Genomic DNA, 13,904 nt, shown 5'->3' with positions numbered 1-13,904 from the left:
ACCGTGCGCTTCGTCGAGGGCCATCGGCCCACCCACGACCTGACCTACGATGACTTGTTCATCGTCCCGAACCGGTCGGACGTGACCTCCCGGTTCGATGTCGACATGTCGACCGAGGACGGCAGCGGCACCACGATCCCGATCGTGGTCGCCAACATGACGGCGGTCGCGGGTAAACGGATGGCCGAGACCGTTGCCCGGCGTGGCGGTCTCGTCGTCCTGCCGCAGGATCTGCCCATCCCGGCGGTGGCGGCGTCGATCTCCTACGTCAAGTCGCGCCATCTCGTCGCCGACACCCCGGTGATCCTCGATCCCCAGAGTTCGGTGACCGATGCGTTGGCGCTCATCCCCAAACGAGCGCACGGGATGGCGGTGGTTGTCGAACAGGGCAGGCCGGTCGGTGTGGTCACCGAGAAACGCTGCCGGGACGTGGACCGGTTTGCCCGGGTCGCCGAGGTCCTCGACCCCGACATGGTGACCCGTCCGGTCGACACCGATCCCCGTGACATCTTCGACGCGCTCGCCGACCTGCACCTCGGCATCGCCGTCCTCGTCGACGGCGACGGGCGGCTTGCGGGCGTGTTGTCGCGGGTCGGTGCCCTGCGTCACGGCATCTACCGGCCGAACGTCGACGATGACGGGCGGCTGCGCATCGCCGCGGCGGTCGGGATCAACGGCGATGTGGTCGGCAAGGCGACAGCGCTCGTCGACGCCGGCGTGGACCTGCTGGTCATCGACACCGCGCACGGTCATCAGGAAAAGATGCTGACCGCCCTCGAGGCGGTCGCCGCCTCCGATCCCGGCGTACCGATCGCGGCCGGCAACGTCGTCTCCGCCCGGGGCACGATCGACCTGATCAACGCGGGCGCCTCGATCATCAAGGTGGGTGTGGGGCCCGGCGCCATGTGCACCACCCGCATGATGACCGGGGTGGGCCGCCCCCAGTTCTCCGCGGTCGCAGAGTGCGCGTCGACGGCCCGACGACACGATGCCCATGTATGGGCCGACGGCGGCATCCGTCATCCCCGCGATGTCGCGTTGGCTCTCGCGGCCGGCGCGTCCAACGTGATGATCGGCTCCTGGTTCGCGGGCACGTACGAGTCGCCCGGCGACCTCCAGTCCGACGCCGACGGCCTCTACAAGGTCAGTTTCGGGATGGCGTCGAAGCGTGCCGTGGCCGCCCGGTCCTCGGGCGACAGCGCCTACGACCGCGCCCGCAAGTCCCTGTTCGAGGAGGGCATCTCGGCGTCGCGGATTCGTCTCGATCCCGACCGTCCCAGCGTGGAGGATCTGATCGACCACATCTGTTCGGGAGTGCGCAGCACCGCGACCTACGCAGGTGCGCACTCGTTGCGCGAGCTGCACGACAAGGTCGTCCTGGGCGTGCAGTCGGCGGCCGGGTTCGCCGAGGGCCGACCGCTTCCGGGTGGGTGGTGACCGGGTGGAGACCCTCCTCCTCGTCGCGAGCCTCATCGGCTTCGTCGCCCTCACCCTGGGCACCGCGCTGTTCGTCGCGGCCGAGTTCTCCCTCACCGCGCTCGAACGTTCGACGATCGCCGACGATGTCGCCACCCGCGGGGACCGTCGGGCGCGCCAGGTCGAACGGGCCCACAAGACGCTGTCGTTCCAGCTGTCCGGCGCCCAGCTGGGCATCACCATCACGACACTGATCACCGGTTACATCGCCGAGCCGGTGCTGTCGGGACTCTTCCACGAACCGCTGACGAATCTCGGGCTGAGTTCATCGGCGGCGTCGGGGGTCTCGCTCGCGCTGGCGCTGATCATCGCCACGTCGCTGTCGATGGTCCTCGGCGAACTGATCCCCAAGAACCTCGCCATCGCCAAGCCACTGGCGGTGGCCCGGGCGACGTCCGGGCCGATCACGCTGTTCTCGGCCGTCTTCCGATGGGCGATCAACGGGCTGAACGGATCGGCGAACTGGATCGTGCGCCGGCTGGGTATCGAGCCCGCCGAGGAACTGCGCTCGGCGCGCTCACCCCAGGAACTCGTCTCGCTGGTGCGCAACTCCGCTCGCGAGGGTTCGATCGACGAGGACACGGCGGCGCTGGTCGACCGGTCGCTGAAGTTCGGTGAACTGACCGCGGAAGACCTCATGACCCCGCGCGTCACCGTCGATTCCCTCGACCGCGACGACAACATCCGCGACCTCGTGATGGCGTCGTCGCGCACCGGGCACTCCCGGTTCCCGGTCGTCATCGACGGCGACCTCGACGACCTCGTCGGGGTGGTCCACATCAAGCAGGCGTTCACCGTCGCCCCCGAACGCCTCGCCGACACCACGGTGGAGTCCATCGCGCGTCCGGTTCCCCGGGTCCCGGCGAGTCTCGACGGGGATGCGCTGATGGCACGGATCCGCGCCGATGGCATGGAGCTGTGTGTCGTCATCGACGAATACGGGGGTGCCGCGGGCATCGTCACCACCGAGGACCTCATCGAGGAGATCCTCGGCGACGTCACCGACGAACACGACCGGGAGCGTGCCGACGTCGCCGTCGACGGTGACGGCTTCTTGTGCTCGGGCCTGCTGCGCACCGACGAGCTGTTCGACGCGATCGGCTACCGCGCCCCCGAGGGGTCTTTCGACACCCTCGGCGGGCTCGTCATGTTCTGTCTGGGACGGATAGCGGAGGTCGGCGATTCGGTGGAGCTTCCGCACCGGTCGGTCCACGACGAGGACGACGACGAGTCGGAGGAACCGACCGTGGGCGCGGAGGTGACCTGGCGCGCCGTGGTCACCCAGATGGACGGGCGCCGCATCGATGTGGTGTCGCTACGCCCCGTGCACGACGACGGGCCGGCGTCGGCGGTGGGTGTCCCCCGGTGAACGACGTCTGGGCCGTGGTTCTCACGGTGGCATTGTTGGCCGGTAATGCCTTCTTCGTCGGCGCCGAGTTCTCGCTGATCTCGGCACGCCGCGACCGGCTCGAAACTCTGGAGGAGAGCGGCAAGAAGCGGGCTCGCACCGTCATCCGGGCCGGTGAACGTCTGTCGCTGATGCTCGCCGGTGCGCAGCTGGGCATCACGATCTGTTCCATCCTCCTCGGCCGGGTCGGCGAGCCCGCGGTGGCCCACCTGATCGAGGCGCCGATGGAGCTGCTGCACGTGCCCGAGGGGCTGTTGCACCCGATCGCCTTCGCGATCGCCCTGGGATTGATCTCGGTCCTGCACATCCTCATCGGTGAGATGGTGCCGAAGAACATCGCGCTGGCGGGGCCGGAGACGTCGGCGATGCTGTTGGTGCCCGCGCATCTCGGGTTCATCCGTCTCGCCCGTCCGCTGATCGCGTTCTACAACTGGCTGGCCAACGGGGCGTTGCGGCTCATGCGGGTGCCGATCAAGGACGAACTGGCCTCGGCGGTCTCTCCCGGTGAACTCGCACAGATGATCAGCGAGTCCAAGCAGGAAGGGCTCCTCGACGCCGAGGAGCACGAGCGTCTCACCCGCGCGCTGCGGTCGGTGAGCCGCGTCGTCACCGAGGTGATGATCCCGCTGGAGCGGATGCGCAGCGTCGATGTCGAGGTGGATGCGGGCACCGGCGGCACCGGGCCGACGCTCGGTGCGGTCGAGCGGGCGGTGAGCGACACCGGCTTCTCCCGGTTTCCGGTTCGCGGCCCCGACGGCACGTTCACCGGCTATCTGCATCTCAAGGACGTGCTCGACGAGATCCTCGACGAACGGATCGGGCCGGACACCATCATCGGCATCGACAAGATCCGTCCGCTCCCGGTCATCGCGTCGGCCACCCCGCTCGACGAGGCCACCGGGGTGCTGCGGCGTACGAGCGCGCATCTGGGGGCCGTCGTCGACGACACCGGGCGCACCGTAGGGGTGGTGGCGCTCGCCGACCTCGCCGAGGAGTTCGTCGGCAACGTCCGCGACGAGACGCACCGAGTGTGACGGTGATGGCCAACCAGGTGTCCGCGAAGCAGGTGTCCGGGTCGGTGTTGGCGGCCTCGGACTGGCGGACACTCCGTGAGCGTCATCGGGCGCGGGTCGACGAACTCGTCGGGCCGTATCTGCGGGCGCGGCGGCGGGGTGTCAAACACCCGGTGATCGACTTCCTGTTCACCTACTACGCCTCGCGCCCCGCCCATGTGTTGCGGTGGCATCCGGGGTTCGGGATCGTGCTCGCCGACGCGGAGATCTACCTCGACCTGCGGGGCTACCACCGCGTCGACGGTGGCGTGAGTGTCGACCCCGACCATCTGCGCTCCCGGGCGGGTGCGCTGCGCACGACCGAAGCGCTGCTGCAGGCCACCGCGTCACGGCCGGCCCGACTCGGATGTTTCGGACTGCACGAATGGGCGATGGTCTATCGGACCGACGACACGCGCCATAACGTCCCGCTTCGACTCGGCGCGGCCGGGACCGATGCGGTGGTCGACGCGATGGGGTTGCGCTGCACCCACTTCGACGCGTTCCGGTTCTTCACCGACGCGGCGCGGCCGCACAACGAGGTGGAGCTGACCCGGGACCGGCAGATCGACGACGAACAGCCGGGGTGTCTGCACGCCACCATGGACCTCTACCGCGCATGCTTCTCGCTCGCCCCACTGATCCCCTCGGACCTCACCCTGGCCGCCTTCGAACTCGCGTTGCGCGCCCGGGAGCTGGACATGCGGGCCAGCCCCTATGACCTGCGTGCTCTCGGGTACGAGCCGGTGCCGATCGAGACCCCGAGCGGCCGGGCCGAGTACGTGCGCGAACAGGCGGCCATCGCCGAGCGGGGCGCGGTCTTGCGGGACACCGTGGCGCGACGGTGCAGCGAGCTGCTGGCGTCCATCGAACCCTGACGACCGGCCCCGAAAGCCTCACGAGGCAGGGTGGTCATCGACATACTGGCATCGACGCTTGTCTGCTGTGAGGTTCTCGGGCCCCTACGCCGGGCGGACCGGGGATACCTGCCGGAACGCTGATTACCGGCGAGTAGCATTGACGTCGTTCCATCGCCGCCGTGAGAGAGGCTGTCATGTCAGACCGGGTCACCGTCAACGGGTTGCAGGTCGCTTCCGTCCTGTACGACTTCATCAACAACGAGGCGTTGCCCGGTACCGGCGTAGATCAGGACGCCTTCTGGTCGGGAGCGGCGTCGGTGTTCGCCGATCTCGCACCCCGCAACCGTGAACTGCTCGCGATCCGCGAGGAACTCCAGGCCAAGGTCGACCAGTGGCACCGCGACCATCCCACGTCGCCGGAGAACTTCGACCACGCCGCCTACAAGACGTTCCTGAGCGAGATCGGTTATCTCGTCGAGCCGCCCGCCGACTTCCAGATCGGCACCGCGAACGTCGACCGCGAGATCTCCGAGACCGCCGGCCCGCAGCTCGTGGTGCCCGTCCTCAACGCCCGCTTCGCGCTCAACGCGTCCAACGCCCGATGGGGATCGTTGTATGACGCGCTGTACGGCACCGACGTCATCCCCGAGACCGACGGCGCGGAGAAGGTCGGCGCCTACAACAAGGTGCGCGGTAACAAGGTCATCGCCTACGCCAAGGATTTCCTGGACAAGGCCGTCCCGCTCGAGCAGTGCAGCTACACCGACGTCACCGCCTTCGCCGTGGTGGACTCGGCCCTGCAGGTCACCCTCACCGACGGCAAGACCGCGACCCTCGCCGATCCGTCGGCGTTCGTCGGCTACCGCGGTGACGCCTCGTCGCCGTCGTCGGTGCTGTTGCGCCACAACGGACTGCACATCGACATCGAGATCGATCCGGACTCGCCGATCGGCACGACCGATCCCGCCGGCATCAAGGATGTCGTGATGGAATCGGCGATCACCACGATCATGGACTTCGAGGACTCGGTGGCCGCGGTCGACGCCGACGACAAGGTGCTCGGCTACCGCAACTGGCTCGGCCTGAACAAGGGCGATCTGGCCGAGGAGGTCGCCAAGGGCGGCAAGACGTTCACCCGGACGCTGAACCCGAACCGCGACTACACCGCACCCGACGGTTCGGCGTTCGACCTGCACGGCCGCTCGCTGCTGTTCGTGCGCAACGTCGGGCACCTGATGACCAACCCGTCGATTCTCGACGCCGACGGCAACGAGGTGCCCGAGGGCATTCTCGATGCGCTGGTCACCTCGGCCGCGGCAATCCACGGACTGTCGGCCTCCGACGGCCTGCAGAACTCGCGGACCGGGTCGATCTACATCGTCAAGCCCAAGATGCACGGCCCCGACGAGGTCGCGTTCACCGTCGAGCTGTTCGGCCGTGTCGAGGAGGTCCTCGGGCTGCCGGAGAACACCCTCAAGGTCGGCATCATGGACGAGGAGCGCCGCACCACCGTGAACCTGAAGGCCTGCATCAAGGCCGCGCAGGAGAGGGTCGTGTTCATCAACACCGGCTTCCTCGACCGCACCGGCGACGAGATCCACACCTCCATGGAGGCCGGGCCGATGATCCGCAAGGGCGAGATGAAGAAGCAGAAGTGGATCCTCGCCTACGAGGACTTCAACGTCGACACCGGTCTGCACGCCGGCCTGCAGCACAAGGCGCAGATCGGCAAGGGCATGTGGGCGATGACCGAACTCATGCACGACATGGTGGAGCAGAAGATCGGCCAGCCACAAGCCGGCGCCACCACCGCATGGGTGCCCTCACCGACCGCAGCGACCCTGCACGCCATGCACTACCACCTCGTCGACGTGTTCGAACGGCAGGACGAGATCGCCAAGCGCGATCCGGCGTCGGTCGACGACATCCTGACCATCCCGCTCGCCCCGAGGACCGACTGGTCCGACGAGGAGAAGCGCGAGGAACTCGACAACAACTGCCAGTCGATCCTCGGCTATGTGGTGCGCTGGATCAGCCAGGGCGTCGGCTGCTCCAAGGTGCCCGACATCCACGATGTCGCCCTGATGGAGGACCGCGCCACCCTGCGGATCTCCAGCCAGCTGCTCGCGAACTGGCTCCGGCACGGGATCGTGTCGGCCGACGACGTCGTCGCGGCTCTCGAGCGCATGGCACCGGTGGTCGACCGGCAGAACGCCGACGATCCCTCCTACCTGCCGATGGCCCCCGACTTCGACACGAACATCGCGTTCCAGGCCGCCAAGGCGCTTATCCTCGAAGGAACGACGCAGCCGAGCGGCTACACCGAGCCGATCCTGCATCGCAAGCGGCGCGAGTTCAAGGCCGCCAACGCCTGACCGGCCGCCCTGTCCGCGGCCTGGCCGGGTAGAGGTCGGTCCGAACAAGGGAAGGCAGGGGGTTGGCACACCATCGGAGCGCCGCGGGCCGCTCGGGACTGAGTGGTCGCGGAGTCAGTCGAGGTCTGGTCGGCACCCTGCTGGCGGTGGTCCTCGCGGCAGCCCTGGTCGTGCTGTGGATCCAGGTCGGCGACCGCGTCGACCGGCAGGGCGACCAGGCCGCCGCGACCTGTGTGGAGGGCAAGACCACCGTCCCCGTCGTCGCCGACCCCGACGTGGCCGGCGCCCTCGATGAGATCGCGCAAGATTTCGCGAAGACCAACCCGGTGGTCCGCGATCACTGCGTGACCATCGCCGTGCGGCCGGGTGACGCGAAGATCACCCTCGACGGGCTCACCGGGAACTGGGACGCCGAATCCCTCGGCGCCTACCCGGCCGCCTGGGTCCCGCAGTCGTCGATCTGGGCCGCCGAGCTGACCGCGGCCCAACCCGACCTGGTCGACGGCGACCCCGACTCGCTGGTCTCCTCACCGGTCGTCCTCGCCGTCGCGCCGCGCCTCGCGACGGCCTTCGGCGACGACCTCGACTGGCAGCAACTACCCACCCTGCAGCAGCGCAACGCGAGCCTGGGCGCGTTCGGCCTGGGCAGCTGGGGATCGATCCGGTTGGCGATGCCGACGGGCGCACAATCCGATGCGACGGCGCTCGCCGCCCAGGCGGTCGCGATGCAGGTGACCCGGACAACCGGCCCGTTGACCGAGCAGGACGCACGCTCGGACCGCGTCTCGTCGAGTGTCGAGGCGATGCTCGACGGCGCGCCTCGCTCACCCGACGGGACGCCTGTCGGTGCGGCCCGGGAAATGGCCGACGCGCAGAACCCCGCGACGTCTGCGATCCATGCCGTGTCGATCACCGAACAGCAGCTCTACCAGCTCACCCGCGAGGACACGATGGCGCGCCTCGCCGAGGTGGTGCCGGGTGGTCCCACCCCGATGGCCGACTTCCCGATCATCCGGTTGACGGGACCGCGGGTCGCCACCGAACAGGCCGACGCGGTGGCCGAGTTCTTCCGGTTCGTGGCCACCCCCGACGAGCTCGGTAAACTCACCGCGCTCGGTTTCCGCGGCGACGCGCCGATGCCGCCGGCGACCGCGACGGTCACCTTCCCGGTGACCGCGAACCCGATGCCGAATCCGGAGACGGCCGCCGCGGTGACCATCAACGGACTCGTCTACGGATGGGCGTAGACACACCACCAGGTCAGTCCGCGAACGCGTCGATCGGCGGGCAGCTGCAGACCAGGTTGCGGTCACCGAACGCCCCGTCGATGCGCCGGACGGCCGGCCACACCTTGGCGCGCGCTCCGGCCGACGGCAGCCCCTGGGGGTAGACGGCGACCTCCCGGGAGTACGGATGGTCCCAGTCACCGACCAGCGCCTCGGCGGTGTGCGGGGCCCCACGCAACGGGTTGTCGTCGAGCGGCCACTCCCCGACCGCGACCTTGTCGATCTCGGCCCGGATGGCGATCATCGCGTCGCAGAACGCGTCGAGCTCATCGAGGTTCTCGCTCTCGGTGGGTTCGACCATCAGGGTCCCGGCGACCGGAAAGCTCATCGTCGGAGCATGGAAACCGTAGTCGGCCAGGCGTTTTGCCACATCGTCGACGGTCACCCCGGTTGCCTTCGTCAGCGGCCGGAGGTCGAGGATGGCTTCATGGGCGACGAACCCGCCGACGCCGTGCGTCGACTCGGAGGTGCCGTCGGTGTAGAGGACCGGGAAATGGTCGGCGAGGCGGCGGGCGATGTAGTTCGCCGATGCGATCGCGGTCAGCGTCGCGCGCCGCAACCCATCGGCCCCCATCATCGCGATGTAGGCGTAGGTGATGGGCAGGATCGACGCGGACCCGTACGGCGCCGCGGATACCGCACCGGTATCCGGGAGTTCGTCGGCGAAGGGATGACCCGGCAGGAACCCGGCGAGATGCGACCGCACCGCGACCGGACCCACACCCGGACCGCCACCGCCGTGCGGGATGCAGAAGGTCTTGTGCAGGTTCAGATGGCTGACGTCACCACCGAACCGGCCCGGCCGGGCGACACCGACGAGCGCGTTGAGGTTGGCACCGTCGACGTAGACCTGCCCGCCGGCGTCGTGCACGGCGGCGCAGATCTCGGCGATGTCGTGTTCGAACACGCCGTGTGTCGACGGGTAGGTGATCATGATCGCGGCGAGCGCGTCGCGGTGCTTGTCGATCTTCGCGCGCAGGTCATCGACGTCGACGTCGCCGTTCTCCCGGCATCCGACGACGACGACGCGCATCCCGGCCATCACCGCGGACGCCGCGTTGGTGCCGTGCGCACTCGAGGGGATCAGGCAGATGTCGCGGTCCTCCTCGCCGCGGCTGCGGTGATACCGCCGGATGGCCAGCAACCCCGCGTACTCCCCCTGTGACCCGGCGTTGGGCTGCAAGCTCACCCGGTCATACCCGGTGATCGCGACCAGCCAGTCCTCCAGCGTGGCAATCAGTTCACGGATACCGGCCGTGTCGGCGGCCGGCGCGAACGGGTGCAGGTCGGCGAACCCCGGCCAGGTGATGGCCTCCATCTCGGTGGTCGCGTTGAGCTTCATCGTGCACGAACCGAGCGGGATCATGCTGCGATCGAGCGCGATGTCCTTGTCGGAGAGCTGACGTAGGTACCGCAGCATCGCGGTCTCGGTGCGGTAGCGGTTGAACGCCGGGTGCGTCAGGTACTCGGTGGTGCGGGTCTCGATCGGCTGGGCGAACGACCGAGGCTTGACCCCCTGGGCGCTGAACGCGCGCAACACCGCGGCCAGGTCGTCGGCCGACGTCGTCTCGTCGCACGCAATGCCGACCCGGTCGGGGTCCACCCGGCGCAGGTTGACCGCGCCATCGCGTTTGGCCTGGCCGATCACCGCGTCCGCCCGTCCCGGGGTCCGCACCGTGATGGTGTCAAAGAACGTGGAGTGGTCGACGGAGAATCCGGCCGCGGTGAGACTGTCGGCGAGGAACGCGGCGGACGCGTGGGCGCGTCGCGCGATCGCCCGCAGCCCGTCGGCACCGTGATAGGACGCGTACATGGCCGCCACGACCGCGAGCAGGACCTGAGCAGTACAGATGTTGCTGGTGGCCTTCTCGCGACGAATGTGCTGTTCGCGGGTCTGCAGAGCGAGCCGGTAGGCGAGGTTGTCGTCGGCGTCCTTGGACACACCGACGAGGCGCCCGGGGAGCTGACGCGCGTGGGCGGTGTGCACGGCGAGGTATCCGGCGTGTGGGCCGCCGAAGCCCATCGGCACACCGAACCGCTGGGTCGTGCCGAAACAGACGTCGGCACCTTGCTCGCCGGGCGGGGTGATGAGCGTCAGTGCCAACAGGTCCGCCCCCACCGCTACGAGCGCGCCGCGGTCGTGGGCCGCGGCGATGATCGGCGCGGCGTCGACGATGCGTCCCGAGGCACCCGGCACCTGCATCACCACGCCGAAGAAGTCGCCCTCGGGCAGTCCGCGATCGGGACGGTCGGGGTGCAGAGAGGCCTCGACCAACTCGATGCCGAGCGGCTCGGCCCGGGTCTCGAGCACCGCCCGGGTCTGCGGGAACAGATCGGCATCCACGACGAGCCGGTGCGATTTCGACCGGCCGGCGCGGCGCATCAGCGTCATCGCTTCGGCCGCGGCGGTCGCCTCGTCGAGCATCGAGGCGTTCGCGACCTGCATCGCGGTGAGATCGGCGACCATGGTCTGGAAGTTCAGCAGCGCCTCGAGACGTCCCTGGCTGATCTCGGGCTGATACGGCGTGTAGGCGGTGTACCAGGCCGGGTTCTCCACGACGTTGCGCAGGATCACCGGCGGGGTCACAGTGTCGTAGTAACCGAGCCCGATCATCGAGCGTGCCACCACATTTCGTGCCGCGAGATCGGCGAGGCGCCGGCGTGCGGTCGGCTCGTCGATCGCGTCGGGCAGCGCCTGCAGGCCGTTGTCGTCGGAGTCGTCGGCGATCACCGCCGGGACGACCCGTCGGGCGAGGGCGTCGAGCGAGTCGACGTCGATCTCGCTGAGGATGCGCGCGGTCTCACCCGCATCGGGACCGACGTGACGATCGACGAAGGCGGAGCGGACGGACTCGGGAACGGGTGGCATGACGGGCAACCTCTCGGCGGTCAGGGCCCTCCCCCTCTGTCCTGTCCCCCGGCCCGCATGCGGATGGGTGACGCCTGAGAGATTCGGCCGGCCCGGCAATACCGGTCCGGCCTTTCACCGTGGGCGGACCCGGGTCACCCCGGGTCACTTTCCAGAGACGCCGTCAACATCACGGTCCTGGGTGCCTGAGAGTTTGACGAGGAGGTGTTGCTCCTTCGGCGGCCACCCCAATCCGATCGGCGGCTCTCTCCCGTGACGCAGCGACGTGCGCCCAGTATACGGGTCGCAGTGACCGTACCGCAGGTCAGCCGGTGCGGCGTGCCCGGTTCTTGCGGCGCGCGGCGAGTTCGTCCTCGGGTGCGGTCTCGGTGACACCACCGTCGGCCCGCTCGCCGGGGAAGTCCGCGATGGTGCCGGTCAGTTCGCGCATGGCACCGCTGACGGCGATGCCGAACACCCCCTGCCCGCCCTGCAGCAGGTCGACGACCTCCTCGGCGGAGGTGCACTCGTAGACGGTCGTGCCATCAGAGAAAAGAGTGATCCGCGCCAGATCCTCGACACCGCGCTGCCGCAGGTGGTCGACCGCGACGCGGATGTTCTGCAGTGAGATACCGGTGTCGAGCAGACGCTTGACGATCTTGAGGACCAGGATGTCCTTGAACGAGTAGAGCCGCTGGCTGCCCGAACCGGCGGCACCGCGGATCGAGGGCACGACCAGCGACGTGCGCGCCCAGTAGTCGAGCTGACGATAGGTGATACCGGCGATCTGGCAGGCGCTGGGGACGCGGTAGCCGACGAGTTCGTCGGGAACCGTGTCGTTGGGAAACAGGCCGGGCGCGATGTCGTCGAGGGTGCCCTGAGTCGGGGTCGGCCGGGTCGTCGAGGTGGGGTCACCGGAACCGCCGGACGCGGTTTGTGTGGTTGACGGCACATCGTCGTCGAACGGCTGATCGCCCACTGCAGACTCCCTCGCAACACCTGGATCGGCTCGACAGACGGACCACCTGGAGAAGTTCGCCTCCAAGACTGCCTCAACAGTACGCGCCTCAAGACCGATCATCCTTCGTCACCGCCGAAATCGGGCGACGCGTTGAACGGTAGGTGCCGCGAGACGGTCAAATCAACGCGACGCGCGGATAAGCCTCAACCTCAACTTGAGCTCTAGTGAATGGTGACCTGGCGGTGCCCATTCCGTGACCAACCGCGCCTCGATCAGGCCCCGCCGCTGGCCTTGAAGTCGTCCGGGGACACGTTGTCGAGGAACTCCTTGAACTTCTCGACCTCGTCCTCTTTGGCGTCGGCCGGCTCACCCTCGGAACCTTCTTCGTCGGGGATCAACAGCCCCGCCTCGGCAAGTACCTCCTCGTCGGCGATGATGGGCACCCCGAGGCGCATCGCCACCGCGATCGAGTCCGACGGCCGCGCCGACACCCGGTGGTCGTCGGCGAAGACCATCTCCGCATAGAAGGTGCCCTCCTGCATGTCGACGATCCGGACCTCCTGCAGGGACTTCCCGAACTCGTTGATCAGGATCACGATCAGATCGTGAGTGAGCGGACGCGGAGGCTCGATGCCCTTCTGCTGCAAGGCGATCGACGCCGCCTCGCTCTGGCCGATCCAGATCGGCAGATAGCGTTCACCCTCGACCTCGCGCAGCAACAAAACAGGCTGACTCTGTGGCGGTTCCACCCGAATACCCACGACTCGCATCTCGCCCATCTGGTATCCGCCTCCTCGTGATCGCCGGACTGTGACATCTCGACCGGGCAGTCGACCGGCTCGCCTCGGCCGCATTGTCGCTGCCCACGACGCTACACCGCGTCGCGACTTCGCGGCGGGCGCTGAGCGGCAAACTGTCGAGCGTGAATCAGTCGAGGACGCCGCGCACCGCGGCCTTGACGAGCTGAGTGTGCAGGGTCACCGACAGCGCGGCGATCTCCCGGACGAGTTCCTCGGCGCGGTCACGCGCTCCGGTGCCCTTGCCCTTGGCGATCGGGCTCGCGATCTGGGCGACCAGACCGGCCTCGCGGTCGGCCGAGACCTTGAACGCCCTCAGGTGACGCGTCTCGAGGCCGTAGTTGGCCAGCGCCGCCGCCGCCTCGACCAGACGCACCGCGTCCTCGTCGAAGAATCCGGCCGGGCCCGGCGACAACAGCCCGTTGCGCTGCAGCTCGGTGACGAACGCCGAGTCGACGCCGGTTCGCTCGATGAGCGACTCGCGCGACACCCGACCGCCCCGCTGCCCGAAATCGGTCGCCGGAGCGACCGCGCTGCGGGCCGAGGAGAGCAGACGGGTGCTGCCGCCGGTGCCACCGTCACCGCCGTCGATCGCGTCGAGTTGCTCCTTGATCACCTTCAACGGCAGGTAACGGTCACGTTGCGCGGTCAGCACGAACCTGAGGCGTTCGCAGTCGGCGACGCTGAACCGCCGGTACCCCGACGGGGCCCGCTCGGGTGTGATCAACCCCTCCGACTCCAGGAACCGGATCTTCGAGATCGTCACATCCGGGAAGTCCTCGCGCAGCAGCGCGAGGACCGCCCCGATCGACATCGAGCCCTCTGCGCGCCGGCCCGCCGA

General features: G+C 68.5%; 10 protein-coding genes and 1 riboswitch. Of the genes, 6 read left to right on the top strand and 4 right to left on the bottom strand.

The features are described 5' to 3' along the window. The first annotated feature begins 3 nt into the window (after nucleotides 1–3). The 6 genes from guaB1 to GORHZ_RS12070 all read left to right on the top strand — a co-directional run bounded on the left by guaB1 (nucleotide 4) and on the right by GORHZ_RS12070 (nucleotide 8,418). Nucleotides 4–1,437, top strand: a complete 1,434-nt coding sequence (gene guaB1 / locus GORHZ_RS12095; RefSeq protein ID WP_006333318.1) for a GMP reductase — start codon at nucleotides 4–6, stop codon at nucleotides 1,435–1,437. 4 nt (nucleotides 1,438–1,441) lie between these two features. Next, nucleotides 1,442–2,845 (top strand): hemolysin family protein, encoded by a 1,404-nt coding sequence (locus tag GORHZ_RS12090; protein WP_006333317.1) that lies wholly within the window; start codon nucleotides 1,442–1,444, stop codon nucleotides 2,843–2,845. Beyond that, entirely contained in the window at nucleotides 2,842–3,918 is a 1,077-nt protein-coding gene (locus GORHZ_RS12085; protein WP_006333316.1) for a hemolysin family protein, read from the top strand. The genes GORHZ_RS12090 and GORHZ_RS12085 overlap by 4 nt, the downstream gene beginning before the upstream one ends. 5 nt (nucleotides 3,919–3,923) lie before the next feature. Next, on the top strand, nucleotides 3,924–4,814 hold the full coding sequence (locus GORHZ_RS12080) for a hypothetical protein (protein WP_051998854.1): 891 nt from the start codon (nucleotides 3,924–3,926) through the stop codon (nucleotides 4,812–4,814). A 176-nt stretch (nucleotides 4,815–4,990) separates the two neighbouring features. Continuing rightward, on the top strand, nucleotides 4,991–7,171 hold the full coding sequence (locus GORHZ_RS12075) for a malate synthase G (protein WP_006333314.1): 2,181 nt from the start codon (nucleotides 4,991–4,993) through the stop codon (nucleotides 7,169–7,171). A gap of 62 nt (nucleotides 7,172–7,233) precedes the next feature. After that, nucleotides 7,234–8,418 carry a type 2 periplasmic-binding domain-containing protein gene (locus GORHZ_RS12070; protein ID WP_006333313.1) on the top strand — a complete coding sequence of 395 codons (1,185 nt, stop codon included), beginning with the start codon at nucleotides 7,234–7,236 and terminating at the stop codon, nucleotides 8,416–8,418. 13 nt (nucleotides 8,419–8,431) lie between these two features. Here GORHZ_RS12070 and gcvP read toward each other — a convergent pair whose 3' ends face one another. The 4 genes from gcvP to ftsR form a co-directional block, all read right to left on the bottom strand. Then, nucleotides 8,432–11,326 carry an aminomethyl-transferring glycine dehydrogenase gene (gene gcvP / locus GORHZ_RS12065; RefSeq protein WP_006333312.1) on the bottom strand — a complete coding sequence of 965 codons (2,895 nt, stop codon included), beginning with the start codon at nucleotides 11,324–11,326 and terminating at the stop codon, nucleotides 8,432–8,434. A 162-nt stretch (nucleotides 11,327–11,488) separates the two neighbouring features. Further along, nucleotides 11,489–11,589, bottom strand: a riboswitch (glycine riboswitch). Nucleotides 11,590–11,630: 41 nt separating this feature from the next. After that, nucleotides 11,631–12,284: a MerR family transcriptional regulator gene (locus GORHZ_RS12060; RefSeq protein ID WP_006333311.1), complete on the bottom strand. Its 654-nt coding sequence runs from the start codon at nucleotides 12,282–12,284 to the stop codon at nucleotides 11,631–11,633. A gap of 254 nt (nucleotides 12,285–12,538) precedes the next feature. Beyond that, on the bottom strand, nucleotides 12,539–13,045 hold the full coding sequence (locus tag GORHZ_RS12055) for a bifunctional nuclease family protein (protein WP_006333310.1): 507 nt from the start codon (nucleotides 13,043–13,045) through the stop codon (nucleotides 12,539–12,541). A gap of 148 nt (nucleotides 13,046–13,193) precedes the next feature. Then, nucleotides 13,194–13,877 carry a transcriptional regulator FtsR gene (ftsR, locus tag GORHZ_RS12050; protein ID WP_006333309.1) on the bottom strand — a complete coding sequence of 228 codons (684 nt, stop codon included), beginning with the start codon at nucleotides 13,875–13,877 and terminating at the stop codon, nucleotides 13,194–13,196. Nucleotides 13,878–13,904: the final 27 nt, after the last annotated feature.

It is taken from the genome of Gordonia rhizosphera NBRC 16068, from assembly GCF_000298195.1.
In the GTDB taxonomy this organism is placed as follows: domain Bacteria; phylum Actinomycetota; class Actinomycetes; order Mycobacteriales; family Mycobacteriaceae; genus Gordonia; species Gordonia rhizosphera.
Note: the sequence above shows the minus strand (reverse complement) of the source record. Positions and strands in the feature narration are given on the sequence as shown.

Coding starts and splice junctions, on each gene's coding strand:
- GORHZ_RS12075 (WP_006333314.1), top strand. CDS start 4,991: ATGTCAGACCGGGTCACCGTCAACGGGTTGCAGGTCGCTTCCGTCCTG.
- GORHZ_RS12055 (WP_006333310.1), bottom strand. CDS start 13,045: ATGGGCGAGATGCGAGTCGTGGGTATTCGGGTGGAACCGCCACAGAGT.
- GORHZ_RS12080 (WP_051998854.1), top strand. CDS start 3,924: ATGGCCAACCAGGTGTCCGCGAAGCAGGTGTCCGGGTCGGTGTTGGCG.
- ftsR (WP_006333309.1), bottom strand. CDS start 13,877: ATGTCGATCGGGGCGGTCCTCGCGCTGCTGCGCGAGGACTTCCCGGAT.
- gcvP (WP_006333312.1), bottom strand. CDS start 11,326: ATGCCACCCGTTCCCGAGTCCGTCCGCTCCGCCTTCGTCGATCGTCAC.